Source organism: Paenibacillus sp. NN59 (assembly GCF_057597225.1).
This window is the reverse complement of sequence record NZ_CP199678.1, coordinates 3,624,158-3,649,588: the sequence shown is the minus strand read 5'-3', so window position 1 is coordinate 3,649,588 and position 25,431 is coordinate 3,624,158. Positions and strand designations below refer to the sequence as shown.

The 25,431-nt window shown below is 46.7% G+C and carries 22 protein-coding genes; 18 read left to right on the top strand and 4 right to left on the bottom strand.

The genetic code is table 11. From position 1 onward, the window contains the following. Positions 1 to 645: 645 nt before the first annotated feature. From glpX to ACT89M_RS15985, 5 genes are all read left to right on the top strand, one after another. Entirely contained in the window at positions 646 to 1,731 is a 1,086-nt protein-coding gene (gene glpX / locus ACT89M_RS16005; RefSeq protein ID WP_308721706.1) for a class II fructose-bisphosphatase, read from the top strand. Positions 1,732 to 1,958: 227 nt separating this feature from the next. After that, a complete protein-coding gene (locus ACT89M_RS16000; RefSeq protein WP_154890370.1) occupies positions 1,959 to 3,026 on the top strand; it encodes a LacI family DNA-binding transcriptional regulator in 1,068 nt (355 codons plus the stop codon). A gap of 89 nt (positions 3,027 to 3,115) precedes the next feature. Then, entirely contained in the window at positions 3,116 to 4,288 is a 1,173-nt protein-coding gene (locus tag ACT89M_RS15995) for a Gfo/Idh/MocA family protein (protein WP_154890369.1), read from the top strand. 85 nt (positions 4,289 to 4,373) lie between these two features. After that, the gene (locus ACT89M_RS15990; RefSeq protein WP_154983454.1) at positions 4,374 to 5,102 is read left to right on the top strand and encodes a ThuA domain-containing protein; all 729 of its coding nucleotides are present in this window, start codon (positions 4,374 to 4,376) and stop codon (positions 5,100 to 5,102) included. A 113-nt stretch (positions 5,103 to 5,215) separates the two neighbouring features. After that, complete coding sequence (locus tag ACT89M_RS15985) at positions 5,216 to 6,322, top strand: Gfo/Idh/MocA family protein (RefSeq protein ID WP_154983453.1); 1,107 nt, start codon at positions 5,216 to 5,218, stop codon at positions 6,320 to 6,322. Positions 6,323 to 6,480: 158 nt separating this feature from the next. Here ACT89M_RS15985 and ACT89M_RS15980 read toward each other — a convergent pair whose 3' ends face one another. Both ACT89M_RS15980 and ACT89M_RS15975 read right to left on the bottom strand, forming a co-directional pair. Then, positions 6,481 to 7,299 carry an SPL family radical SAM protein gene (locus tag ACT89M_RS15980; RefSeq protein ID WP_308721707.1) on the bottom strand — a complete coding sequence of 273 codons (819 nt, stop codon included), beginning with the start codon at positions 7,297 to 7,299 and terminating at the stop codon, positions 6,481 to 6,483. Then, the gene (locus ACT89M_RS15975) at positions 7,296 to 7,880 is read right to left on the bottom strand and encodes a bifunctional transcriptional activator/DNA repair enzyme AdaA (protein WP_308722006.1); all 585 of its coding nucleotides are present in this window, start codon (positions 7,878 to 7,880) and stop codon (positions 7,296 to 7,298) included. The genes ACT89M_RS15980 and ACT89M_RS15975 overlap by 4 nt, the downstream gene beginning before the upstream one ends. A gap of 508 nt (positions 7,881 to 8,388) precedes the next feature. Between ACT89M_RS15975 and ACT89M_RS15970 the strand changes: the two genes are divergently transcribed. The 3 genes from ACT89M_RS15970 to ACT89M_RS15960 are packed head-to-tail and all read left to right on the top strand — an operon-like array spanning position 8,389 to position 11,129. Continuing rightward, on the top strand, positions 8,389 to 9,369 hold the full coding sequence (locus ACT89M_RS15970; RefSeq protein ID WP_308721708.1) for a Gfo/Idh/MocA family protein: 981 nt from the start codon (positions 8,389 to 8,391) through the stop codon (positions 9,367 to 9,369). A gap of 33 nt (positions 9,370 to 9,402) precedes the next feature. After that, complete coding sequence (locus ACT89M_RS15965; protein WP_308721709.1) at positions 9,403 to 10,209, top strand: SAM-dependent methyltransferase; 807 nt, start codon at positions 9,403 to 9,405, stop codon at positions 10,207 to 10,209. Between the two features lie 26 nt (positions 10,210 to 10,235). Continuing rightward, complete coding sequence (locus ACT89M_RS15960; RefSeq protein ID WP_487344747.1) at positions 10,236 to 11,129, top strand: NAD-dependent epimerase/dehydratase family protein; 894 nt, start codon at positions 10,236 to 10,238, stop codon at positions 11,127 to 11,129. Positions 11,130 to 11,372: 243 nt separating this feature from the next. On the opposite strand, the gene ACT89M_RS15955 is transcribed toward ACT89M_RS15960, so the two are convergent. Then, the gene (locus ACT89M_RS15955) at positions 11,373 to 12,386 is read right to left on the bottom strand and encodes a LacI family DNA-binding transcriptional regulator (RefSeq protein ID WP_487344746.1); all 1,014 of its coding nucleotides are present in this window, start codon (positions 12,384 to 12,386) and stop codon (positions 11,373 to 11,375) included. A 466-nt stretch (positions 12,387 to 12,852) separates the two neighbouring features. Here ACT89M_RS15955 and ACT89M_RS15950 point away from each other — a divergent pair, with 466 nt between their 5' ends. The 4 genes from ACT89M_RS15950 to ACT89M_RS15935 all read left to right on the top strand — a co-directional run bounded on the left by ACT89M_RS15950 (position 12,853) and on the right by ACT89M_RS15935 (position 17,409). Then, a complete protein-coding gene (locus ACT89M_RS15950) occupies positions 12,853 to 14,643 on the top strand; it encodes an L-fucose isomerase (RefSeq protein ID WP_487344745.1) in 1,791 nt (596 codons plus the stop codon). Positions 14,644 to 14,668: 25 nt separating this feature from the next. After that, a complete protein-coding gene (locus ACT89M_RS15945; protein WP_341180961.1) occupies positions 14,669 to 16,189 on the top strand; it encodes a rhamnulokinase in 1,521 nt (506 codons plus the stop codon). Between the two features lie 15 nt (positions 16,190 to 16,204). Continuing rightward, the gene (locus ACT89M_RS15940) at positions 16,205 to 16,867 is read left to right on the top strand and encodes a class II aldolase/adducin family protein (RefSeq protein WP_341180960.1); all 663 of its coding nucleotides are present in this window, start codon (positions 16,205 to 16,207) and stop codon (positions 16,865 to 16,867) included. A gap of 185 nt (positions 16,868 to 17,052) precedes the next feature. After that, positions 17,053 to 17,409, top strand: a complete 357-nt coding sequence (locus ACT89M_RS15935) for a hypothetical protein (protein WP_487344744.1) — start codon at positions 17,053 to 17,055, stop codon at positions 17,407 to 17,409. A gap of 160 nt (positions 17,410 to 17,569) precedes the next feature. Here ACT89M_RS15935 and ACT89M_RS15930 read toward each other — a convergent pair whose 3' ends face one another. Continuing rightward, entirely contained in the window at positions 17,570 to 18,196 is a 627-nt protein-coding gene (locus ACT89M_RS15930) for an FMN-dependent NADH-azoreductase (RefSeq protein WP_487344743.1), read from the bottom strand. A gap of 349 nt (positions 18,197 to 18,545) precedes the next feature. On the opposite strand from ACT89M_RS15930, the gene deoR reads away from it, so the two are divergent. The 6 genes from deoR (at position 18,546) to ACT89M_RS15900 (ending at position 25,388) form a co-directional block, all read left to right on the top strand. Then, the gene (gene deoR / locus ACT89M_RS15925) at positions 18,546 to 19,484 is read left to right on the top strand and encodes a DNA-binding transcriptional repressor DeoR (protein WP_090924853.1); all 939 of its coding nucleotides are present in this window, start codon (positions 18,546 to 18,548) and stop codon (positions 19,482 to 19,484) included. A 313-nt stretch (positions 19,485 to 19,797) separates the two neighbouring features. Then, positions 19,798 to 20,445 carry a deoxyribose-phosphate aldolase gene (gene deoC, locus ACT89M_RS15920; protein WP_154958012.1) on the top strand — a complete coding sequence of 216 codons (648 nt, stop codon included), beginning with the start codon at positions 19,798 to 19,800 and terminating at the stop codon, positions 20,443 to 20,445. A 209-nt stretch (positions 20,446 to 20,654) separates the two neighbouring features. Beyond that, the gene (locus ACT89M_RS15915; protein ID WP_090924846.1) at positions 20,655 to 21,845 is read left to right on the top strand and encodes a NupC/NupG family nucleoside CNT transporter; all 1,191 of its coding nucleotides are present in this window, start codon (positions 20,655 to 20,657) and stop codon (positions 21,843 to 21,845) included. Between the two features lie 36 nt (positions 21,846 to 21,881). Further along, on the top strand, positions 21,882 to 23,060 hold the full coding sequence (gene deoB, locus ACT89M_RS15910; RefSeq protein WP_154890359.1) for a phosphopentomutase: 1,179 nt from the start codon (positions 21,882 to 21,884) through the stop codon (positions 23,058 to 23,060). A gap of 106 nt (positions 23,061 to 23,166) precedes the next feature. After that, entirely contained in the window at positions 23,167 to 23,874 is a 708-nt protein-coding gene (gene deoD / locus ACT89M_RS15905; RefSeq protein WP_056691414.1) for a purine-nucleoside phosphorylase, read from the top strand. A gap of 212 nt (positions 23,875 to 24,086) precedes the next feature. Next, positions 24,087 to 25,388 (top strand): pyrimidine-nucleoside phosphorylase, encoded by a 1,302-nt coding sequence (locus ACT89M_RS15900; RefSeq protein ID WP_308721710.1) that lies wholly within the window; start codon positions 24,087 to 24,089, stop codon positions 25,386 to 25,388. The last annotated feature ends 43 nt before the right edge of the window (positions 25,389 to 25,431 follow it).

The window sequence follows — 25,431 nt, the reverse complement described above, 5'->3', positions numbered from 1 at the left end:
TTTTATTTTAGAAAGTTATACTTTTGGTAGTATATGTAATATGTATGAGTATAATAACGAAAATGCGAACATAATAAATATTATGTAAACTTATATTTTTCGATATCCTTTATAGACGACATCTATGGTATTAGAAAATGCTAAAGTCCTGATTAATACTAAAATAGACTCTTTATAAACTGTATTCAGACACAGAAGATACACTCCGTTGCAGTGAACAAACTTCCATTTTAGTTGAAACTTTTATACATCAGATTGTTTCCCGAAAATCGTTTTCGATTCTACTGAAAATGAGCAGGTCAATCATCTGACCTATTGGCTCAAATGGCAGTCAGAGCTAGGGTTACAACACTCCATAAGTGTAGAATAGCAACACTAATCTCCTAAGGATACAGGAGAGAAGAAAACGATAATTAAAATTGGGAAAAATATTAATGTTTTAATACAAAAAAAGGAAGTTATACGCGCTATAAGCCTACCCCTAAATCAAGTTAAATTAACTTGTCTAATAAATAGAAAAATAAGGGAAATGCCAGAGAAAAGCTGATGCTACGCTATTTATAGATTGATTTGATATGGATTTGCGATAGATTTTCAGATGACCTTCAAGTTATGCTGTGGGAAATCAGAAAGGAAGTGGCAACCATGGAACGCGAACTGGCGTTGGAAATTGTCAGAGTAACAGAATTGGCGGCTTTAGCTTCAGCTCCTTGGATGGGAAGAGGCGACAAGAATAGTGCAGACGAAGCGGCTACTTTGGCCATGCGTGCCATGTTCGATTCCGTGTCCATTCGAGGCACGGTCGTGATTGGGGAAGGGGAGATGGATGAAGCCCCAATGTTGTACATCGGTGAACAAGTCGGCAATGCGGAGGGACCGGAGGTTGACGTCGCTGTTGATCCTTTGGAAGGTACAGACATTGTTGCTAAAGGGCTGAACAATGCACTATCCGTTATTGCGGTGGCGGGAAAAGGAAATCTGCTCCACGCTCCGGACATGTATATGGAGAAGCTGGCCGTTGGTCCTGCACTGGTAGGCAAAGTCAGCATTGAAGATCCGATTGAGGTGACCCTGGAAAAAGCGGCTGTTGCTCTAAATAAAAATATCTCCGATCTCACGGTCATGATCCTTGATCGAGTAAGGCATGAGAGCACGATTAAAACGCTTCGCAAAGTTGGCGTGCGGATCAAATTCCTTAGTGACGGCGACGTTGCGGGAGCGATGGCTCCAGCTTTCCCGGAAGCGGGTATTGACCTGTATGTTGGATCAGGTGGTGCCCCTGAAGGCGTGCTGGCTGCAGCAGCCTTGTCCTGCCTCGGAGGCGAGATTCAAGGCCGTTTGATGCCAGCCAATGCAGATGAATTCCAGCGTTGCTTGCAGATGGGAATTGATAACCCTTACAAAGTGTTGACGATGGAAGACATGATCGGTACAGAGGACGTTATTTTTGCCGCAACGGGAGTAACGCCTGGTGAAATTCTTGGCGGCGTGCGTTATCTTGCAGATGACCGGGCGGAGACAGATTCGATTGTCATGCGTGCCAAAACGAAAACCATTCGTTTTATTCGTTCCCTGCATTTCCTGCCGAACAAAGAGGTACTGCATAAGGTTCGTAAGCTTCAGGCTTCCTCCGAGCCATCAGATCGCATGATCCGGAAATTGACTAAAGAGATGGAACAGGCTGAATTCAGTCAGTCTGCCAAAGAAGCAAGCGTAATTACAAATGGTTAAAATGTTTACTTCATCTATATATTAAATTCATAGTACGTACCTGTGATCTACATTATTGACAAATAAGAATGAGGAAAAAGGTGAATCCTGAATTCCTTATTCTTTTTGTTGTTTTTGCATTGACAACGGTTACATGGCATGAGAAAATGTACGCGCGTACATAAATGGGTGTTCTCGATGATTTTTTGATTTTTACGTGCACATTTCATCTGAAGGAGGTGACGGACATGGCTTCTCGCAGAGAAGTCGCTGAGCTTGCGGGGGTTTCCGAAGCGACGGTGTCCAGAGTTTTAAATGGTGTTGGACCCATCAGGGAAGAGACTCGCCGCAGGGTACTTGAAGCATCCGAGCGGCTAGGCTATGTACCGAGTGCACTTGCTCGTAGCTTCGCCAGAAGTAAGAGCGGCAATTTGGGCGTTGTGTTGCCATATGTTCCTAAGGCACATCTGTTTTCAGCCTATTTTTTCTCGGAAATGTTAAGTGGTATCGGAAGCAAAGCGAGAGATAACGGCCTTGATCTGCTGGTCATGTTTCAAACCGCAGGTGAGGTTATGAATTATACCGATTTGTTCCGTAGACAGAAAATTGATGCCTGTATCATTCTTGGTGCGAGACATGATCAGGATGAGCTGGCGGCCATGCAGCAACTGGATCGGGAAGGGCATCCGTTCTGCGTTATGAATCAGCATTTTGCGAATGAGTCATTCATGGAAGTGGATGCTGATCATGTAGAGGGAAGCAGGCTTGCTATACGTCATCTTACCGATCAGGGACATCGTAGAATCGCCTTTTTGAATGGACCCGACAGCTATTCGAACAGTCAGGATCGATTGGAGGGCGTGCGATTGGGGCTGCATGAAGCGGGCATGGAGCTGGATTCTAGTCTGTTATTTGAAGGCAACTACAGCAGGCGGAGTGGCATTGAGGCGTCAGCCTCTATAGCTGATCGTTTGCATGAGATTGATGCCGTGTTCGCAGCGAATGATCGGATGGCCATTGGTGTAATGCATGGCTTGCGGGAACGAGGAGTACGTACTCAGGATTTCCCGGCATTTGTTGGTTATGATGACTCGGATGCGGCCGAGATGGCTGTTCCCGCGCTGAGCAGCGTCAGGGTTCCCTTTTTCGAGATGGGGGAGCTTGCTGTGTCCAAGCTGATGCAAGGTACGAGTGGCATAGCTGATGCAAGAGATTCGAAAGGGTATCATTCTACAGTATCTTTTGACTCGTTACGAACCCTTTTACCCACAGAATTGATTATTCGTGCTTCTTCCAACCGTCATGTTGAAGAGTAGAGCCAAGCAGATCCGTTAGTTACCTTCTATGAAATGGTACTTTCATTCTATACCCATGTTTTTTCATTCTATTAAGGGAGGAAATGATTATGTCAAAACGTCTTCGTGTAGGAATGGTTGGATACAAATTTATGGGGAAGGCCCATAGTAATGCCTATCGCAGTCTGCCCATGTTTTTCCCATCTGCACCGCTACAGCCTGAAATGTCAGTCATATGCGGTCGAAATGAGCAGGGAGTTCAGGCGGCGGCAAACCAGTTTGGTTGGGCTGAGAGCGTCACGGATTGGCGTGAACTGGTCAAACGGGATGACATCGACCTCATTGACATCAATGCTCCAAGTGATGCTCATAAGGAAATTGCGCTGGAGGCAGCACGTCAAGGCAAGCACTTGTTCTGCGAAAAGCCACTCGCGCTTTCGCTAGCTGACTCCCGCGAGATGCTTCAGGCTGCAGAAGATGCAGGTATAACCCATATGGTCGGGTTTAACTATCGTTTCTCCCCAGCCGTGCAGCTTGCGAAGGATCTGATCGAAAGTGGACGGCTGGGCAAAATCTATCATTTCCGTGCGTTTTTCCTTCAGGACTGGATTCTGGACCCGAACTTCCCACTCGTTTGGCGTCTGCAAAAAGAAGTCGCAGGTTCCGGTTCACACGGTGATCTCGGTGCTCACTTAATTGACCTCGCTCGTTTCCTCGTTGGTGAATTCCAGGAGGTTATTGGCATGAGTGAAACGTTCATCAAAGAACGTCCGCTCGCTTCCGAGATGACGGGTCTTAGTGCCAAAGGCAGTTCAAGTGCAGATGCACCTAAAGGTGAAGTAACAGTGGATGACGCCACGTTGTTCCTGGCGAGATTCGCAGGTGGGGCGCTTGGCAGTTTCGAAGCGACTCGATTCGCTGCCGGACATCGTAGCACGAACTCTTTTGAGATTAACGGTAGCTTGGGCAGTGTGCGTTTTGACTTTGAACGTATGAACGAACTGGAAGTCTACTTCACGAAGGATGATGAAGATGTGCAGGGCTTCCGCCGCGTGCTGGCTACCGATCCTGCACATAAATATGCCGAGGCTTGGTGGCCTGCGGGACATACGATTGGTTTTGAACACACATTCACACATGAAATGTTGGAACTTGTAACCGCTATTTCGGAAGGCCGTCAGCCGTCGCCAAACTTCCATGATGGAGTTGCCTGCCAAGCAGTACTTGAAGCCGTAGAACGTTCGGTAACGGAGCGTCGCTGGGTAACTCTTGAAGAGATGTAACGATGTGATAACGAGCTTTAGTCCGATTCCGATTTTCAGATCCAAGGAAGCATCAAAAAAATGTATCGAAAGCGAGGATCTAGCAATGAAAAAAGCACTGATTGTATGGGGCGGCTGGGATGGACATGAGCCGGAGCAAGTAGCAGCCATTTTTGAGCGTATCTTAAAAGAAGAGCAGTTCGAGGTCGAAGTATCTGACACCTTGGAGTCGTATGCGGACGCAGAGAAATTGCTCGGTCTGGATCTGATTGTGCCTCTATGGACGATGGGGCAGATTGAACAGGAGCTGGTGAATAACGTTTCGGCGGCTGTACAGAGCGGTGTGGGTCTTGCGGGTCTGCATGGAGGGATGTGTGACGCGTTCCGTAACAACGTAGACTGGCAGTTTATGACAGGCGGACAGTGGGTAGCTCATCCAGGTAACGACGGGGTCGAATATATGGTGAATATGAAGCGAGGCTCCAGCCCGCTTTTCGAACATATTGAAGATTTTCAGGTGAAAAGTGAGCAGTACTACTTGCACGTTGACCCGGCTGTAGAAGTGCTGGCAACCACCCGTTTCCCGATTGTATCCGGGCCTCACGCTGCCAATGGGCCTGTCGATATGCCAGTAGCATGGACGAAGCGCTGGGGTGCAGGACGGGTATTTTACAATTCACTAGGACACCATGCAGACATCGTAGATATGAAACCCGTAACCGAGATGATGCGCAGTGGTTTCCTCTGGACAGCCGCAGGTAAGGAGCTGGCGAAGAGTCGCAAAACGGATGCAACAACAGAGGTATACACAGGTATGGCAGACAACCAAACCTAATCTTCTATAGTTAATTATTCCAGTCAATCTGTAAGTTCGCAATTTCGTACTCACATGACATCCATAAGAGAACTTTAAACACATATCAGATCCACGGCGAAGGGAGCAAGGGCATGAAAACAATGAAAGTAGGTATTATCGGCTGTGGTAAGATCAGCGGCATCTATATGGAGAACTGCCATCGTTTCGAGGTGCTTGAGCTGGTTGCGGTCGCCGACCTGGATCGGAATCGGGCAGAGGAGCAGGCTGCTGCATACAACGTTCCTAACGTATACACGGTGGACGAAATGTTTGCGAGTCCCGAGATCGAGTTGATCATCAATCTGACGATTCCTGCCGTGCATGCCGAAGTATGCATACGTGCGCTGGAATCGGGCAAACACGTATATGTCGAAAAACCACTCGCGGTTACCCGTGAAGAAGGGCAGGCTGTACTAGAAACAGCCAAACGCAAAGGCCTTCTTGTAGGCTGTGCACCTGAAACCTTCTTCGGTTCAGGCATCCAGACAGCACTACAGCTCGTAGAGGATGGTATCATCGGGAAGCCGGTAGCTGCAACAGCCTTTATGATGAGCCGGGGACATGAGTTCTGGCATCCTGATCCGGAATTCTATTATGCAAGCGGTGGAGGGCCGATGTTTGATATGGGGCCTTATTATCTGACCGCGCTTGTTCAATTGCTGGGGCCGATTAAGTCCATTGCGGGAATGACGGGTAAAGCGATGACAGAGCGAACGATTACGAGTGAGAAAAAGAGAGGCCAGATCATCCCCGTTGACATTCCAACCCATGTCACCGGTCTGCTCCAATTTGAGCAGGGAGCCATCGGTACGCTGATTACAAGCTTTGATGTATTTGGCGGAAGTGCATTGCCTCCGATTGAGATTTACGGAACGCATGGCACGTTGCAAGTCCCTGACCCGAACACTTTTGGCGGCCCAGTCCGTTATCGTTTGATGGGGGAACATGAATGGACAGAGGCTCCGCTTCTTCCAGGATACCAGCAAAATACGCGTGGCATCGGCGTGGCGGATATGGCGTATGCTGTTCAAAGTGGTCGCGCGCACCGAGCGAGCGGCGAGCTGGCCTACCACGTGCTTGAAGCCATGTGGGCTTTCCATGACTCTTCGGATGAGCAGACTTTTTACAAAATGCAGAGCACATGTCAACGTCCAGCGGCGTTGCCAGTGAACCTGCCACTATATACGTTGGATCAGTAAGAAGTGTATAACTTCTTTCACGTGTAAACAGAAACAAACGGCCTCTTTCCAAGAAAATGGGAAAGAGGCCGTTTTGTGTATCAAACATTTTATACACCAGGTGCACACTGCAGAGATTACCGTTGCTTGATCTGACATTTAGCAAAATGTATTTATAATCAAGGCTCAAATCCGGCCTGACTTATATAGATATCCTGTTCTGCAAAATGCGTCTGCATTCGCTCCACAACCGTTTGGTAAGCATCCGGCTGATACCAGTGCTGCATTCCGACCTCCTGATAGAGAGCCTCCATCCCAAGTCTCCGTGTGCGCTTGCCTTCGCTACCGTCACCCATAAAATAGTCATCAATGCACACGCGCTGAACAAGCGGCCTCAGTGTAGACGCAAACTGTTCACTGCTCGGCAATACAGGTGCAATAGCTGCTTGAGTCGGGACGCCAGCTTCCCGTAGTAGCTTAAGTGCGTGTAAGCGACCTGAAATAGGTGGCGCAGAGGGGGTAAAGTGCTTCCTAATATCGTCTTGATCGGTTTCGACGGTCATGCTCACTCGCACACGTTCACCGAGTTTCTGCAGGACATCAATATCACGAGTAACCAGCGGACTTCGGGTCTGCACCAAAACAAAATCCGGCGGTTCGATCAGCATCGTTTCCAGCAATGAACGTGTGATTTGTTCCTGAGCTTCGACGGGTTGATACGGGTCGGTGCTGGACGACATGAATATTGTTATTTTTCCTTTCTTACGGGCTCGCTGCAATTCTTTGGCGAGAATGCCGGAGGCTTCTTTTTTCACATCAACCCAGCTTCCCCAGTCTTCCTTACGAAATAAGTTGACAGGCATCTGTCTAACGTAGCAGTACGAACATCCGAAGGTACAACCGGTATAAGGATTCAAGGTATGGGTGTAACCATTCAGGAAGCCCGTGCCTTTGTTTAATAATGTCTTGGGCACCTTGTAAGCCAATTGAGCCTTCATGAGCTGTCATGCCTTTCTCTGTAATGTGCAGGAGTACATCCGGTGTGCTTACGAAAAACGGAAATGAAATAAGCCGGATTAGATATCCCTACTTGGCGTGCGATTTCGTTAACGGTTAAATGTGTATGTTCAAGAAGAGCTTGAGCTTCGCTGATACGTTTCGCTTGGATATATTGAACCGGGGTTTGACCCGTAATGCGTTTGAACACCCGATGCAGATGGTAAGGACTTCCATGGCTAGCAGCAGCAAGTACATCCAGCGTCAATGGTTCCGTGTAGTGCTTCGCTATATACTCCGTAATTCCGTAAATCCACTCTTGATCTGGCACCCGTTCTCCTGTAGGTTTACAGCGTTTGCACGGTCTGAATTTGTGAGCTAGCGCTTGTTCGGCATTTTGAAAAATCAGGACATTGTCCGATTTGGGTGCTCTTGATCTGCACGAGGGACGACAGAAAATACCGGTTGTTTGTACCGCGTAGAAAAACGTACCATCGTACGTGTGATCATTCTGGATTATCGCTTCCCAGTACTCATGGGGAATCCATGAAGGCAGGGTATCATGTTGCTCTGTGGGTTTCATCAGATTCACCTCTGCTTTAATTATACCCTGCATGATCGAGAAATGACGAAGTTTCGGATTGAAATCGCAAGATATCAATATTGTAACTATATAAGTTGAATAACAGATATTTACCCGGAACACTGCGATGACAGAACAACCTGAAGAGTAGCGGTTATCCCCAGATTTCTTGAATTCCCTTTTACAAAGGGAAAATCCGGTGATAAGCGTATGCTTCCGATGCAGCTTTCTTGCAGAAAGCTTTTAGGCGAGCGCTTCGCTTTTCCAGGTTTTCTCTGTCCTCTCCGTGTCTGTGTAAATGAAAAGTTCAACTGATATAATGAAAACACATGGTATTGAATCTTTCTACGGAAGGAATGAGATTAGCTCTTTCTTCATTCCTGCTGAAATATACGCTACAATGTACAGGATAGGTTATGAAGCAGAGATCATCTTATTATCTAACCATTGAACAAATATCCAACAACAAATAACAAACATCAGTCATAGACGAAAGAGGTAGATAAATATGGTTCGATTCGGTGTAGTAGGTACCAACTGGATTACGGAAAGGCTGCTGGAATCTGCAGTTCAAGTGCAAGGCTTTCAGCTAACGGCGGTATATTCGCGGACAGAAGATAAGGCTAACGCATTTGCAGATCGGTATGAAGCAGCCTATCGTTTTACGGATTTGGAAGAAATGGCAGCTAGTGATGCGCTGGATGCAGTGTATATTGCCACGCCGAATACACTCCATGCACAACAAGCAGAGATTTTTTTGAAAAATGGCAAGCATGTACTGTGTGAGAAACCTCTTGCGGCGAATGCGGCAGAAGTACACAGTATGATTGAGACAGCTCGCAAGCATGACGTGCTGCTGATGGAAGCGATGAAGTCCACTCTCGTTCCGGTTTTTAAAAGTGTAGAGCAACATTTGCCTAAAATCGGCCCTGTTCGCAAGTACATAGCGGGTTATTCGCAGTATTCTTCACGTTATGACAAGTACAAGGAAGGTATTGTGTTAAATGCCTTTAAGCCTGAGCTCGCTAATGGGGCATTAATGGATCTGGGTGTATATTGTTTATATCCACTCATTACGTTATTCGGAGCACCAAACCAGGTTCAATCTCAAGCCATGATGCTGGAATCCGGCGTTGACGGGCAAGGCAGTGTGTTGCTGAATTATGATGGAATGGATGCGGTCGTAACGTACTCCAAAATCGCCAATTCACACGTACCTAGCGAAATTATGGGTGAGCGCGGAAGTATCATCATCGACAAGATTGGATCGCCGGAACATGCAGAAATTCGTTATAATGACGGTACGATTGAGGTACTGACGGTGGAACAGCCACATCCCGCGATGTATTATGAAGTGGAGGAGTTCGTGAATCTGGTGCAACAAGGGAAAATAGAATCCACTATGAATACGTACGAACGCTCCTATCAAACGATGAAGGTCATGGATCAGATCAGGCAACAGATTGGTCTTGTTTTCCCCAATGATTAAACGAGAGAGTTTAGAAGAGAGGAAGCGAACGAGATGAGCCGAGAAGAGCAGAGGATCGTGAACGATCAGCAGAGCGGAGAAGAGTGGGAACATTCGGAAGACATCATCAGAGACAGGAAACGCAGCAAACAGATGCATCAGCATGAAGAGAGCGGTCTGGAACTGTCCCAGATTGTTTTTATAGGAAGAACGTTTGAGGAATACATGCTTATGTTTGATCTGACTAGGGAGGAGCTTGCAGGCCAGAACATCCTGGATTGCCCTGGAGGCGCATGTTCCTTCAGTGGTCAGGCTCGGAAGCTTGGGGCTCATGCTGTAGCGTCAGATATCGTTTACCAGTACGGCATGAATGAACTAGGAACGAAGGGGTTTCAGGATATTGAACATACGATGAAACAGATCCAAGCTGTTCAAGGGATGTATGTCTGGGATCATTTCGGCACGATTGAAGGGTTGAGGCAAGAACGACTGCGCGCGATTACGGATTGTGTGAAAGATATGAGAGAGCATCCTGAATGTTACGTAGCCACGGTATTGCCTGAGCTGCCTTTCAATGATGAACAGTTTGATTTGACCTTATCCGCACATTTCTTATTTACTTATGCAGATCGGTTGAATTTTGATTTTCATGTTCGAACGTTATTAGAGATGTTACGTGTCACAAAGCATGAAGTACGTATTTTTCCGACAGTAGATCTGACAGGCAAGCGTTACGAACATATGGATGAACTGAAGGTGTTTTTGGAAAAAAAGGGTTATCTTCTATCTGAAGTTAGAACGTCATATGAATTTCAGCGTAATGCTCATACGATGCTTCGGATAAGAAAGCCTTCACTTTAGACAGATTAAGATGGGAGGGAAACGAGATGAAAAAGGTTCTTATTCTTGGAGGTACACGTTTCTTCGGTAAACGACTTGTGGATCATCTGATCTGGGAAGGGAAGTCCGAGATCACGATTGCGACTCGTGGACAGACGGAGGTCGATTTTGGAGCGGAATTGAAGCGAATTCGGATGGATCGGGAAAACCCTCAGTCTGTAGCAGAGGTTGCACAGTCGGATGAGTGGGATATCGTCTACGATAATATCTGTTATTCTCCGAATGAAGCCAAGGCTGCATGTGAAGCATTTGCCGGACGTACTAAAAGATATGTGTTAACCTCTACACTTTCGGTGTATGGGGAACCAAGAGAAGGATTTGTGGAAACGGATTTTGATCCATATACGTATCCACTGCAGTATGGTAACAAGGAGGACTTTGCATACGGTGAAGGCAAACGGCTTGCCGAAGCTGTCTTTTTCCAAACGGCGTCCTTCCCGGTAGCGGCCATGCGTATCCCTATTGTACTTGGTATGGATGATTATACGAGACGGCTTCATTTTCATATCAAACATGTACAACAAGGAAAACCGATAGGCATGCCGAATCCCGCTGCCGAGATTGGGTTTATTAATTCAACGGAAGCGGCAAGGTTCCTTGCCTGGCTTGGTAATGTGTCGTTAACTGGACCTGTGAATGCCGCGTCCAAGGGGGCGATTACACTCGCATCGATGATGCAGTTAATCGAAACGGTGACGGGAATGCAGGCTCAGATTCTGAAGCAAACCGTAGACGAAGATATGTCGCCTTTCGGAGTGCACCAGTCATGGACGATGGATACAGCTAAAGCAGAGCAAGCAGGGCATACATTTGAAACGCTTATGGATTGGTTTCCGGGTCTTGTGCGTGAGATTGCTCTTGCGCTACAGTCAGAACGATAATCACGCCAAGAGATGCACTTATCCGTTATAAGAGAGCTAATAGACATACACTTGTATCGAATAAATGCTTAAATTGATCATATTAAAAAAACAGGATGACCAGAGTGAACTGCACCTCCAATTGTTGATAATGACTAACAATTGGGGGGCAGTTCATCTCGAGAACGTCCTGTTTTTTTGTCTTTTTTCTCGAACTTGGTCATCGGAGTAGACTGCGTAAACTCTAGTTAAATTTGTATAACATTAATTAGTAGGCGGAACAGAAGCGGATGTACGTATTCGCAGCTCGGAAGACAAGATCATCGTTTCAGCGGCAGATGACAGTTTTCCTTCAATCCGGTCAATCAGCATCTGCATCCCTTGGTATCCGAATTCATAAGCAGGTTGTGCAATGACGGTCAGAAAAGGATCAAAGGCGGAAGCCAGATCAAGGTCATCGAAACAAACGACAGAGATATCCTCGGGTACTTTAAGTCCTCGTTTGCGGAGCAGACGGATCACTCCAATCGCCAGCATATTATTGGCCGCAAAAATAGCTGTAGGCTGCTGTGACCTGGAGAGTAAACGTTCCAACCCTTCATCATCACTAAAATCACGATAGCTTGTACGGAGTATAAGGGAAGGATCAGGTGTAATCCCTGCTTCCTGCAGTCCTTCGATATAACCATCCTCACGCAGTCTGGCAGTCGAAACTTCGGAAGACCCGTTGACCAGTGCAATGTGCTCGTGTCCAAGTTGAATAAGGTAACGTATGAGCTCTATTGCGCCTTCACGGCTGTCTCCGGCAATCACATCCGAAGTGATACCGGGCACGGTTCGATCCAGAAATACAAATGGAATGTTTCGAGCCTGCAACTGTTGCAGATGGGGGAGAGAGCGATCTCCCGCAGGTGCAAAGAGTACGCCATCTACCCGTGTCGACAGGATCGCCTCCACATACTCTTTTTCTTTTCGATAATCCTCGTCACTGTTACCAAATAAAACACGATAACCCCGAAGATGCGCAGCATCCTCGGCTCCACGGGCGAGCGTTGTATAGAAAGGGTTGGTAATGTCCGTAATTAGCAAAGACAGCATATGAGTTCGCTGCAACACCAGACTTCGTGCATTGGAGTTAGGAATGTAGCCCAGTTCATCGATGACCTGCTGCACACGCTCACGTGTAGCCGTGCTGATGCGACCTGTGCGATTAATGACTTTGGAGACAGTCATCGCAGAGACATTTGCTTTTTTGGCAATATCATAGATTGTAATCAAATGGAATCGAACCTTTCCACAGCATAGTCCTTTCATTTTAAAGGATAATGGTAATTGACAGCAACATAGGGGCGTGGTAAGTTAGGGTTACCGATAACCCTGAAAGACATTCCAAGATCTTAACTAGTTTTTAAATTGCTGGATTAAGCACTATCTTAATCTGATTTAAGAAGTACAGTTAAGATAAATCGTTCGATAGGTTATTTCTGCAAAATAATCTTTATAAATTCATTCTTTGAGTCAACACAGCAACCGTTCTCGTTATTTTTCATGATGATTAATGAGAGTGGTTTATTTTTTTAGAGATATGTAAACGTATTCATAAAATCGATGCGTGTGGTTATCGGCAAATGTCCACCAGGTAGTGTGATCTGATTTCTTTTTCTTTTGTCGCTCATCGTTCAGTCAGAATATTCTCAATTCCACATGCATTTAATGAAATGCACTAAAAGGAGGACGTTCTCGCATGACTCATCAGGATTATCGTTATCAACAGCCTTTTCCCAAGATTGGTATTCGTCCCACAATAGATGGTAGACGCAAGGGTGTGCGTGAGTCGTTGGAAGAGCAAACGATGCGTATGGCAACGTCTGTAGCTGAGCTGATCTCATCCGAGCTTCGTTATGCCGACGGTTCTCCAGTCGAATGCGTGGTCGCGGAGACCTGTATCGGCGGTGTAGCCGAAGCAGCGGCCGCAGCGACATTGTTCAGCCGTTCGAATGTGGGTGTAACGATTACCGTAACCCCTTGCTGGTGTTATGGTACGGAAACGATGGATATGTCACCGTCTATACCGACGGCTATCTGGGGCTTTAACGGCACAGAGCGACCGGGAGCCGTATATTTGGCTGCCGTGCTATCTGCACATGCACAGAAGGGGATTCCTGCGTTCGGCATCTATGGTGAAGATGTGCAGGACGGCGGTGATACGACCATTCCAGATGATGTGCGTGACAAGCTGCTCCGGTTCAGCCGTGCTGGACTTGCGGCGGCCACAATGAAGGGGCAGGCGTATTTGTCTATTGGCTCGGTGTCGATGGGGATTGCAGGTTCCATCGTGAATGATTCTTTTTTCCAGGAATATCTGGGCATGCGAAACGAATATGTGGATATGAGCGAATTGACGCGGCGGATCGAAGAAGAAATCTATGATCCTGAGGAATACGAGCGGGCACTTGCCTGGGTGAAGGATAATTGCAATGAAGGAGCGGATAACAATCCGGAGCATCTTCAGTCCGATCGAAAACGCAAAGACGACGAGTGGGAAACGGTTGTTAAAATGACGCAAATCGTACGTGATCTGATGGCAGGAAATCCGAAACTTGCTGCGCTTGGATATGAAGAAGAGGCCATGGGCCATCATGCCATTGTTTCGGGGTTTCAAGGCCAGAGGCAATGGACGGATCATGCCCCTAATGGAGATTTCCTGGAATCTATACTGAACTCCACGTTCGATTGGAATGGTAAACGTGCACCCTATCTTGTGGCAACGGAGAATGACAGTTTAAACGGTGTGTCGATGTTGTTTGGGTCTCTACTCACACATACGGCTCAAATTTTCGCAGACGTACGGACGTATTGGAGCCCTGATTCGGTGAAGCGTGTGACTGGTCATCAACTGGGAGGGCACGCTGCAGCGGGCATTTTACATTTGATCAACTCCGGTTCTGCTGCCCTCGATGGAACGGGGGAACAATCGAAAGATGGCAAGCCTGTTCTCAAACCTTTTTGGGATATCACGGATGAAGAGGTGCAGCATTGCCTGAAAGCGACCTCATGGAGACCGGCTTCCGTTGAGTATTTCCGTGGTGGAGGATACTCGGCTGACTTTTTGACCAAAGGCGGTATGCCTGTGACTATGACTCGTCTGAATCTTGTTAAGGGATTAGGACCCGTGCTACAGATTGCCCAAGGTTACACGGTGGATCTGCCGGAGCATGTTCATGACACGCTGGATCAGCGTACCGATCCCACATGGCCTTCGACCTGGTTTGCCCCAACTCTGACGGGTTCTGGAGCATTCACTTCGGTCTATGAGGTAATGAATCAGTGGGGAGCCAACCACGGTTCCATCTCGTACGGACATATCGGTGCAGATTTGATTACGTTAGCATCGATGTTACGCATCCCCGTAAATATGCACAATGTACCTGAGGCAGAAATTTTCCGTCCGCGTGCATGGGGATTGTTTGGCACAAGTGAGCCGGAGGGAGCAGATTATCGCGCTTGTCATGTATTTGGACCGTTGTATCGTTGAGACGCTGAATTAAGGAGGCTTTCTTATGAGTAATCAGGCTGCATATGTACTTGCTGCTGATTTCGGTGCTGGCAGCGGTCGAGTCATACGGGGCGCTCTAGATGGACGCAGACTGACGCTACATGAGGTGTATCGGTTTCCTAATGAGCCGGTTCAGCTTCGGGATGAATTGTACTGGGATTTCCTTCGTTTATTTTACGAGCTGAAACAAGGGATACGCAAAGGCGCTGAAGGTATGCCGGGACGGATAAAATCCATTGCTGTGGATACCTGGGGCGTGGATTACGGACTGATTGATGGTGCGGGAAGATTGCGCTGCAATCCCCGTCATTATCGTGATGCACGTCATGCGAAATCGATGAACGATGTGCTACAGATGGTCAATGAGCAAGAGCTATATGCGATGTCAGGTGTACTACCTCAGCAGATTAATACGATATTTCAGTTATACGGTGAACTTCAGGACAGTGGGATCAATTCTAAAGATAGTACAATGAATCCCGATGCTGATACACGTCTATTATTCCTGCCGGACTTGTTTAACTATTATCTGTCTGGCGAGCAAGCATGCGAGTATACGATAGCAAGCACCAGTGGGTTGTTGCATAGCGGGGAAGTGAAATGGAATGAACCATTAATGAGCCGCCTCGGCTTACCTGTTTCGTTATTTCCACGATTGGTTCACTCAGGGACTGTACTAGGCCATTTATCAGACGATCTGGTTAGAGAGCTACGCACCGGTCCCATGAAAGTTGTTTCCGTGGGATCACATGATACGGCTTCAGCACTGGCGGCGATCCCTGCGACTGAATCGAACTATGCATTTATTAGCTGTGGAACTTGGTCCCTTATGGGGGTGGAACGTGATTTTCCTGTGTTAAGTGTGCAGGCTCTGGAGCTTGGATTTACGAATGAAGGAACCGTGAATGGTAAGGTGAGAACGCTGAAAAATCGTTCAGGTCTGTGGTTGCTTCAGGAGTGTAAACGCCAGTGGGAACGGGAAAATCGATTCTACTCCCACGAAGAGTTAGTCCGGCTTGCTGTATCAGCAGGTGCACATCAATCGGTGGTATCGCCGGGAAATGATGTTTTTATGAGCCCAGGTGATATGCCTAAACGAATCAGGCAATATTGCGAGCGCACTTTCCAACGGGTTCCCGAATCCGTTGGAGCCATCGTTCGCTGTATATTGGAAAGTCTGGCACTGGAGTTCAGGCAGACGCTGGATGAGCTTGAACAGATTACAGGCGTAAGGCCTCCTGTGATTCATATGGTTGGCGGTGGTGTGCATAATCGCCTGCTATGCCAGTTTACGGCAAACGCTACGGGTGTTCCCGTAATTGCTGGACCCGTTGAGGCATCTTCTGCGGGCAATTGCCTGCTTCAGTATGTGGCTCTCGGTGAAGTAGGTGGTTTGTCCGAGATCCGTGACATTGTATCGGCCTCCTTCGATACGGAGATGTATACACCTCAAGATTCAGAGTGCTGGCGGGAAGCATATGGAAAGTACCAACAATTCAACGAACGGAAACAACACCAGCAATAAAGGAGTGGGAGAAACATGTCTGAACAGCAGATCAGAGAAGAACTAACCAAATATTCCCGTAAGGCAGTAACTCAAGGACTTGTTGTCGGGCCGGGAGGTAACATTAGTGCACGATCAGGCAATACGATGCTTTTATCTCCAAGCGGGTTCGCGCTAGAGGAACTGGAGCCGGATGAATGGATCGCGATTGATATGGGGACAGGAGAGACACAAGCAGGAGCCAGCCGTCCTTCGTCTGAAGTCCTCATGCATCTGTTCAGCTATCGTGCTAACCCGGATATTCAGGCTATTGTGCATACGCACCCGGCTTATACGATAGCCCTAAGTCTTGTTTTTGACCATCTTCCGCACCTGTTTCCGGATCAGTCCGCCCTGGTTGGAGATATCGGATTTGTGCCTTACGTACTGCCAACGACCAAGCTTCTCGCCGATGCTGTTGCTGCTAAGGTGACCGAACATTCTGCGCTTATTCTCGTCAATCACGGTCTGGTTACGACAGGCAAAAATCTGCGCGAAGCCTATTACCGTACACAAGTGGTAGAGGAAAGTGCCAAGGTGTATATGATTGCCAAGGCCGCAGGCGAACCTAAAATTTTGACTGACGCAGAATATAAAGAGATTCAATCCCTTGAGAGTGAAGCTTATCGAGTTCAGCTACTGCAGCAACTTAAATCTTGATCTGGTTTGATATTAAAACAGGATAGTTTCTGCAGTCGTAAGGGAAGAATTTCAAAGATATGAGATTCGTCAAAATATGACATGAGGATAAGCAAATGATTCCCTTTTTCTCGACAACTATTGCATTACCTGAAATACCGAGTATAATACTGGGTAAATAGAACGAAAAGGGGATGCAATAAACGATGAAAACATATGCTGAATTGAACTCTCTTCTTGTTGACGATTATCTGGATCTCCTGAACATTGCAAAACAACTTGGTGATGACGAATGGAAAGACGCTATTCTGCAAGCATTGAAGGAAGAAGTCGATGCGAACCATCACGTGGATTCTACCGAAGTACGGCAGGATCTCTGGAACCAGTTTGAAGACATCAACGAACAGATGCATGAATTGTTGCTACAATTAAAACAAGCCGATCACCCGGAAGAGAAAGAACACATTATCGAGTTGATCTGGGGACTGAAAATAGATCGTCATGCGATTACTCGCAAGCTTGAAACAATGAGCCGTGCCAGTGCCGGGGCGCACAAGGGCTGAGCATTAATATAAGTTATACAACACTGTTATACAGTGCAGATTTACATGAAAAACCCGCATCAACCCTAGAATTATGGTCTAGGGCTGTGATGCGGGTTTTATTTATCATGGCGGATGATCGTTGGTACTGGTTACGGCCGTTTGGCTCGGTCTATCCTACTTAGAACTGCTTGGCAAAACGCTGCGCTTCTTCAATTCCTTTCTGTTTGATCTCCTCTGCACGATCCTTGAACTGGTTATGACCTTCAACAAAGATGCCATCCAGCTTCGGTACACCTAGAAATGACATGATGATGCCCAAATAACGATGTCCCGATTCCATCTGAGCCGCTGGTCCTTCGGAGTAGACACCGCCACGGGCTTGAATATGCAATGCTTTTTTATCCGTCAGAAGTCCTACCGGACCTTGCTCTGTATAACGAAACGTTTTGCCTGCTACACAGATCGAATCAATATATGCTTTAAGTACAGGCGGGAAGGAGAAGTTCCAAAGTGGTGAGACGAAAACATATTTGTCCGCATTCGCGAACTGGTCAGATAGTTCATTCAGCCGTTGTACCTTGGACTGTTCTTCAGAGCTCAGGTCGCCTCCAGCTTGTAGCTTGCCCCATCCACTGAATACATCCGCATCGATATGTGGAATATTGGAACGGTACAGATCGAGATGAATGATTTCGTCTGAGGCATGACTTTCTTTGTACGCATCAATAAATGCTTTGCCGGCAGCCATACTGAATGAGGTTTGATGATCATGCGGATGGGCAGTAATATACAATAAAGTAGACATAACTTGGTATCCTCACTTTCCAATGTGGGTTGATTTATGGGTCCATATATCTCAAGAAACAGCTCCAGTGACTGGAGTAGTATGGGGTGCGATGTTACTTTTTATTCGTCCGTTTGGGTAAAAGACCGGGTAAGTTGGTCATTGAGACAGCGAAGGTGATATGTAATTTGACTTTTGGCAAAATATAGTGATGGAAACTTTAATATATGTATAATATATAAGGACAAGTATTGTAGCGAAATGAACTTTATACGTACAAGTTCAGCCAGCTATATACCAGAAGTTGAGGCCAAACGTTATATTTTATTTTCCAACGATAATAAGATGAGTGAGATGAATGCACATGGGAATGGACTTGGAGAAACAGCGATTAAGCATTGAAGCGGCAAAATTGTATTATCAGTCCGATTACAGCCAGCAGGATATTGCCTCAAGACTGGGCGTATCACGCCCTACCGTGTCGAGGCTTCTTCAATATGCCAAAGACCGAGGGTACGTGCGCATTGAAATCATGGACCCGCTGGAGGATATTGATATTATCGGCGGGGAACTGAAAGCCAAATACAACCTGGAGACGGCACTGGTATGTTTTGCACCCTTGAAGAGTGATGAGGAGATTCAGAAGCATATAAGCAAGAGAGCTGCGGACTATTTGCAGGACACCGTGCAGGATGCGGACATTATCGGTGTGACATGGGGAACAACAATGCATGCGGTCGCACGTCAACTCAGACCCAAGCAGGTGAAAGGCGTAGAAGTGGTACAGCTCAAAGGGGGCGTAAGTCACTCCCATATAAACACCTATGCCGCGGATATTGTTCATCTGTTTGCCGAAGCGTTTCATACGGTTCCCAGGTATCTGCCGCTTCCGGTGATCTTCGATAATATTGAAGTGAAAAAAATGGTCGAGGCAGACCGTCACATTGGACGCATTGTTGAGCTGGGAAGACAGGCGAACATCGCCATATTTACGGTAGGAACCGTGAAAGAGGACGCACTTCTGTTCAAGCTGGGATATTTTAACGAACAAGAACAGGAGCTTCTGATGAAGTCTGGTGCAGGTGATATTTGTTCACGTTTTTTTGATGCGGAAGGGCACTTGATCAGTGAGGAGATTAACAGCAGAACGGTCGGGATTGATTTGGCTGAATTAAGAAACAAGGAGAAATCCATTCTCGTGGCTGGGGGCGGGCGCAAAATTGAAGCGATTCATGCGGCTCTGAAAGGCCAGTATGCCAACATTTTGGTTACGGATCAATACACAGCGCAGGCATTGCTTCGTTTATAGGAAAGCTAATAGATGGGTTACCCAACCCATATGGCTGCTATTCTTGTCACCTGCACAACTTCATATTAAGTTCAACAGTGACAACATCTGCCATGACATCCGGGCGGATGTTTTACTATGTAAGGCGGAAAATAAACACGGAACAAGTAAAATTTCCTCATGGCGTAACACAAAGTTCACTTTTCGATCCACAAATGATAAATGAACGAATGTTCAAGTTGATTTTTACATATGTTCATGATAGTGTAAGGATATAAGTTCACCAGTTCAGATAAGGGAGAGATTTCAATTGACTACACCACAATTAGCCAAAATGATCGACCACACGCTGCTTCGTGCAGACGCAACTCGTAACGAGCTTACCAAGCTGACAGAAGAAGCGAAGCAGTACCAATTTGCATCGGTATGTGTGAATCCGGGCTGGGTATCTTACGCTGCAGAGCAACTTCAAGGCACTGGCGTAGATATCTGTACAGTTATTGGTTTCCCTCTGGGGGCGTCAACTTCGGAAACAAAGGCATTTGAAACGAAAGATGCTATTGCTAAAGGGGCAACAGAAGTTGATATGGTCATCAATATTAGCGCACTGAAAGACGGCAAAGATGATGTTGTAGAGCAGGACATTCGTGCTGTTGTCGAAGCTGCAGCAGGTACATTGGTGAAAGTAATTATTGAAACTTGTCTGTTGACAGATGATGAAAAAGTACGTGCGTGTCAAGCGGCTGTCAGAGCCGGAGCAGATTTTGTGAAAACATCAACTGGTTTCTCCACAGGTGGGGCAACTCCGGAAGATATCGCTCTGATGCGTCGTACCGTTGGTCCGGACGTAGGGGTTAAAGCATCCGGCGGCGTGCGCAGTCTGGAAGATATGCAGAAAATGATTGAAGCAGGGGCAACTCGAATCGGAGCAAGCTCTGGCGTGAAAATCATGCAAGGCGGCCAGTCCACTTCTTCTTACTAAAATGAGTTATTCTCCTGAACTCTGCCTGAGATACATGACAGGGTTCAGGGCCATTTTTCACTTGAACATGAAACGTAATATATCCTGTTGTTTGTAAGCGCTTTATAAAATTTCTGAAATCATATGTTATGAAATGACACAAAATAAGATTCAGTAACCCTTTGAGCAGTTTATACAACGGGATTAACGACCTTCAAAGGAGAGATCACATGAAATACCTTATTGCCATCCTTGGCTTACTCGTTGTTTTTGGACTGGCTTATATCGCCAGTAACGGAAAGAAACAGATTCGATACCGACCGCTTGCGGTAATGATTGTTTTACAGATTATACTGGCTTACGCTTTGCTGAATACGGAAGTGGGAACATGGCTGATTGGCGGATTTTCCACCGTATTTAAGAACTTGCTTGATTATGCAGCCGAAGGGATCACCTTTGTTTTCGGCGGTTTGATCAACATTGGAGCAGAAGGCGGGAGCGGTCCGTTTTTCCTGACTGTGCTAATGCCGATTGTGGTCATCTCTGCCTTAATTGGTATCCTGCAGTATATCCGAATCTTACCTTTTGTTATAAAATATATTGGTCTGGTATTAAGCAAAGTCAACGGAATGGGCAAACTGGAATCATATAACGCGGTTGCTTCTGCCATTTTGGGGCAATCTGAAGTTTTTATCTCGGTGAAAAAACAAATCGGGCTACTGCCGAAACATCGGCTGTACACCCTCTGTGCATCAGCAATGTCCACGGTATCGATGTCCATTGTCGGCGCCTATATGACAATGATTGAACCGAAATATGTAGTGACAGCGCTTGTGCTTAACCTTTTCGGCGGTTTTATCATTGCTTCCATCGTCAATCCGTATCGGGTTACGGCGGAAGAAGATATATTGGAAGTGCGGGAAGAAGAGAAACAATCGTTCTTCGAGATGCTGGGAGAATACATTCTGGACGGATTCAAAGTAGCAATTGTCGTAGCGGCGATGCTGATCGGTTTTGTCGCCCTGATTGCCTTGATTAACGGAATATTTAGCGCTGTAATCGGTATTTCGTTCCAGGAACTGCTTGGGTATGTGTTTGCACCTTTTGCCTTTGTTATGGGTGTCCCTTGGAAAGAAGCGATTCAGGCAGGCAGTATCATGGCTACCAAAATGGTGTCCAACGAATTTGTTGCGATGCTGAGTTTGAGCGAGCAAACGGCATTGTCTGCCAGAACAACAGGAATCGTATCCGTCTTCCTCGTATCCTTCGCCAACTTCTCCTCCATCGGTATTATTGCCGGCGCGGTGAAGGGACTTCATGAGAAACAGGGCAATGTGGTGGCCCGCTTCGGTCTGAAGCTGCTTTACGGTGCATCGCTGGTCAGCGTGCTGTCTGCGATCATCACTGGACTGTTTTTGTAATTCGGATTATTGGAAGCTGGAAGGAGTGCTTAACTTATGTCAACATTCAAAAGAGTACATCTGATCGTTATGGATTCTGTAGGAATCGGCGAAGCGCCGGATGCAGCAGAATTCGATGACTTTAACGTCGATACGTTGGGTCACATTGCACGTGAACGTGGTGGTCTGAATATGCCGAATATGGCAAGTCTTGGACTTTCCAACATTGAACCAATCCAAGGTATCCCTGTCGCGGATAAACCTAAAGCGTATTACACCAAAATGCAGGAAGCTTCCCGAGGCAAAGACACGATGACAGGTCACTGGGAGATCATGGGGTTATACATTGATACACCTTTCCGTGTGTTCGAGAATGGCTTCCCGGATGAGTTAATTCAGCGCATTGAAGAGAAAACGGGCCGTAAGGTCATTGGTAATAAACCAGCCAGCGGCACGGAGATTTTGGATGAACTGGGTGCGGAACATGTGGAAACAGGCGCGCTGATCGTATACACCTCAGCTGACTCTGTCCTGCAAATTGCAGCGCATGAAGACGTTGTACCTTTGAAAGAACTGTATGAGATCTGTGAGTTCTGTCGTGAAATCACGCTTGAAGATCCGTACATGCTCGGTCGTATTATTGCCCGTCCATTCGTTGGTGAAGCGGGGAATTGGAAACGTACGGCGAACCGTCATGACTACGCGCTCAAACCATTTGGACGCACGGTGATGAATGAATTGAAAGATGGCGGTCTGGATGTGATTGCTTTGGGTAAAATCTCTGACATTTATGACGGTGAAGGCGTAACGAAAGCTGTTCGTACTGTGTCCAATATGGATGGGATGGACAAGTTGTCTGAGACGCTGGACGAAGAGTTCACTGGACTCAGCTTCCTGAACCTGGTTGATTTTGATGCATTATACGGTCACCGCCGTGATCCACAAGGTTATGCGCAAGCCCTTGAAGATTATGATGCACGTTTACCTGAGATTTTTGCGAAAATGACAAACGATGATCTGCTGTTGATTACAGCTGACCATGGTAACGATCCAACCTACCGCGGCACAGATCATACGCGTGAATATGTACCACTGCTGGCTTACTCCCCGCGTTTCAGCGAGGGTAAAAAGCTTGAACTGCGTAGCACGTTTGCCGATCTTGGTGCAACCGTGGCAGATAACTTTGGTGTGAAATTACCGGAGTATGGAAAAAGCTTCTTGAATGAGTTGAAGTAAATTGCGTTCAGACGCGGATGTAATAACTTGAAACCAACAAGACTCACATCAAGAACTCAAGGTTATCTATCGTAACAAAGATCATCTATATCGGAGGAGATTACACATGAGTACACATATCGGAGCAAAACCAGGAGATATCGCAGAAACGATCCTTTTGCCAGGAGATCCGCTACGCGCCAAATACATTGCTGACACGTATCTGGAAGACGTTGTTTGTTACAACGAAGTTCGTGGCATGCTCGGTTTCACAGGTACATATCAAGGTCACCGGATTTCGGTGCAAGGTTCAGGTATGGGGATTCCATCCTTTGCAATCTATGCGAACGAGCTTATTAGCGAATATGGCGTAAAAAACTTGATTCGTGTAGGTACTTGCGGAGGAATGCAGGAACATGTACGTGTACGTGATGTGATCCTTGCTCAAGCAGCTTGTACCGATTCCAGCATGAACAAACATGTTTTCGGTGGATACGACTTCTCACCAATTGCAACGTTCTCGTTGTTGAAAGAAGCCTATGACCGTGCCACTGCAAAAGGCATGAAAATCCACGTAGGTAACGTATTTAGCTCCGATTCCTTTTATCGCGATGACCGTTCCGTGACAGAGAAATTGATGAAACACGGCGTGCTTGGCGTGGAGATGGAAACAACAGCGCTTTACACGATTGCCGCGAAATTTGGCGTGAACGCTTTGACAATCCTGACCGTAAGTGATCACTTGCTGACAGGCGAAGAAACATCAGCTGAAGAGCGTCAAAAAACATTTAACGACATGATGGTTGTGGCGTTGGATACAGCAATTACACTGTAAACATATCGAAACTGGTGTTGAAGCATGGAGTGGAGGAACTGGAATCGATTCTGGAGAAGCGAAGCGTTCGCCTTTGTTTTCACATTTTAACCTTAGTAAAGGTGATTCAAAAAAATGTGAAGACAACAGCGCTCGTAAGAACGATCCGGATCCGGAACGGCCCCGCTCAACACGTGTTCTAGACAATCCATTTTACAAAAGGAGAGATCATCATGAGAATGGTAGACATTATTGCTAAAAAACGTGACGGAAAAGAACTGACCACAGAAGAGATCGATTTCGTCGTTCAAGGATATACGCAAGGAGAAATCCCGGATTATCAGGTCAGCGCATGGGCGATGGCTGTATTTTTCAAGGATATGACGGATAAGGAACGTGCCGATCTAACGATGTCGATGGTAAACTCCGGCGAAACGATCGATCTTTCGGCTATTGAAGGTATTAAAGTTGACAAGCACTCCACTGGAGGCGTGGGAGACACGACGACACTGGTACTTGCGCCACTCGTTGCTGCACTGGATGTACCTGTTGCGAAGATGTCTGGTCGTGGTCTGGGACACACGGGCGGTACTACGGACAAGCTGGAATCCGTTGCTGGGTTCCACGTTGAGCTGGAAAAAGAAGAGTTTATTCGTCTCGTCAACGAACACAAAGTAGCGGTTATCGGTCAAAGTGGCAACCTGACACCTGCGGACAAAAAGCTGTACGCACTTCGTGACGTAACGGCAACGGTAAACTCGATTCCATTGATTGCTAGCTCTATCATGAGCAAAAAAATCGCAGCAGGTGCAGATGCGATCGTACTGGACGTAAAAACAGGCGCAGGTGCGTTTATGAAAACAACAGAAGAGGCTAAAGAGTTGGCACACGCCATGGTTAGCATTGGTAACAATGTAGGACGTAAAACAATGGCGGTTATCTCCGATATGTCCCAGCCACTGGGTCTTGCCATCGGGAACGCTCTGGAAGTGAAAGAAGCGATTCTTACACTGCAAGGTAAAGGTCCGAAAGATCTGGAAGAACTGTGCCTGGCACTGGGACGTCAGATGGTATATCTTGCAGGTAAAGCAGATTCACTGGAGCAGGCGGAAGAGAAACTCAAAGAAGTCATCCAGAACGGTAAAGCACTGGAGAAATTTAAACATTTCTTGGCCAATCAAGGCGGCGATGCTTCTGTGGTCGATCACCCAGAGCGCTTGCCACAAGCACAATATCTAATCGAAGTTCCAGCAGATCGTGACGGGTATGTAGCTGGAATCGTTGCAGATGAGATCGGAACGGCTGCGATGTTGCTTGGTGCAGGTCGTGCAACGAAAGAGTCCGAGATCGATCTGGCGGTTGGTTTGATGCTGAACAAAAAAGTTGGTGATTCAGTGAAAGCCGGTGAATCTCTGGTAACCATTCATGCGAATCGTGAAGATGTCGATGCCGTGATTGCGAAAATCAAGGAAAACATCACCATTGCAGATCATGCCGATGCACCTGTATTGGTTCATGATATCGTAACGGAGTAAAAGGATAAATAAGGTAGACTAGCGGGATAGATAAGCAGGGTAA

What these genes read in the sequence shown, in the direction of transcription:
- deoR (WP_090924853.1), top strand. Translation starts at nt 18,546, where the DNA reads ATGGACTTGGAGAAACAGCGATTAAGCATTGAAGCGGCAAAATTGTAT.
- deoC (WP_154958012.1), top strand. Translation starts at nt 19,798, where the DNA reads ATGATCGACCACACGCTGCTTCGTGCAGACGCAACTCGTAACGAGCTT.
- ACT89M_RS15935 (WP_487344744.1), top strand. Translation starts at nt 17,053, where the DNA reads ATGAAAACATATGCTGAATTGAACTCTCTTCTTGTTGACGATTATCTG.
- ACT89M_RS16000 (WP_154890370.1), top strand. Translation starts at nt 1,959, where the DNA reads ATGGCTTCTCGCAGAGAAGTCGCTGAGCTTGCGGGGGTTTCCGAAGCG.
- ACT89M_RS15970 (WP_308721708.1), top strand. Translation starts at nt 8,389, where the DNA reads ATGGTTCGATTCGGTGTAGTAGGTACCAACTGGATTACGGAAAGGCTG.
- glpX (WP_308721706.1), top strand. Translation starts at nt 646, where the DNA reads ATGGAACGCGAACTGGCGTTGGAAATTGTCAGAGTAACAGAATTGGCG.
- ACT89M_RS15915 (WP_090924846.1), top strand. Translation starts at nt 20,655, where the DNA reads ATGAAATACCTTATTGCCATCCTTGGCTTACTCGTTGTTTTTGGACTG.
- ACT89M_RS15945 (WP_341180961.1), top strand. Translation starts at nt 14,669, where the DNA reads ATGAGTAATCAGGCTGCATATGTACTTGCTGCTGATTTCGGTGCTGGC.
- deoD (WP_056691414.1), top strand. Translation starts at nt 23,167, where the DNA reads ATGAGTACACATATCGGAGCAAAACCAGGAGATATCGCAGAAACGATC.
- ACT89M_RS15960 (WP_487344747.1), top strand. Translation starts at nt 10,236, where the DNA reads ATGAAAAAGGTTCTTATTCTTGGAGGTACACGTTTCTTCGGTAAACGA.
- ACT89M_RS15990 (WP_154983454.1), top strand. Translation starts at nt 4,374, where the DNA reads ATGAAAAAAGCACTGATTGTATGGGGCGGCTGGGATGGACATGAGCCG.
- ACT89M_RS15995 (WP_154890369.1), top strand. Translation starts at nt 3,116, where the DNA reads ATGTCAAAACGTCTTCGTGTAGGAATGGTTGGATACAAATTTATGGGG.
- ACT89M_RS15950 (WP_487344745.1), top strand. Translation starts at nt 12,853, where the DNA reads ATGACTCATCAGGATTATCGTTATCAACAGCCTTTTCCCAAGATTGGT.
- ACT89M_RS15975 (WP_308722006.1), bottom strand. Translation starts at nt 7,880, where the DNA reads ATGAAACCCACAGAGCAACATGATACCCTGCCTTCATGGATTCCCCAT.
- deoB (WP_154890359.1), top strand. Translation starts at nt 21,882, where the DNA reads ATGTCAACATTCAAAAGAGTACATCTGATCGTTATGGATTCTGTAGGA.
- ACT89M_RS15930 (WP_487344743.1), bottom strand. Translation starts at nt 18,196, where the DNA reads ATGTCTACTTTATTGTATATTACTGCCCATCCGCATGATCATCAAACC.
- ACT89M_RS15940 (WP_341180960.1), top strand. Translation starts at nt 16,205, where the DNA reads ATGTCTGAACAGCAGATCAGAGAAGAACTAACCAAATATTCCCGTAAG.
- ACT89M_RS15985 (WP_154983453.1), top strand. Translation starts at nt 5,216, where the DNA reads ATGAAAACAATGAAAGTAGGTATTATCGGCTGTGGTAAGATCAGCGGC.
- ACT89M_RS15965 (WP_308721709.1), top strand. Translation starts at nt 9,403, where the DNA reads ATGAGCCGAGAAGAGCAGAGGATCGTGAACGATCAGCAGAGCGGAGAA.
- ACT89M_RS15900 (WP_308721710.1), top strand. Translation starts at nt 24,087, where the DNA reads ATGAGAATGGTAGACATTATTGCTAAAAAACGTGACGGAAAAGAACTG.
- ACT89M_RS15980 (WP_308721707.1), bottom strand. Translation starts at nt 7,299, where the DNA reads ATGAAGGCTCAATTGGCTTACAAGGTGCCCAAGACATTATTAAACAAA.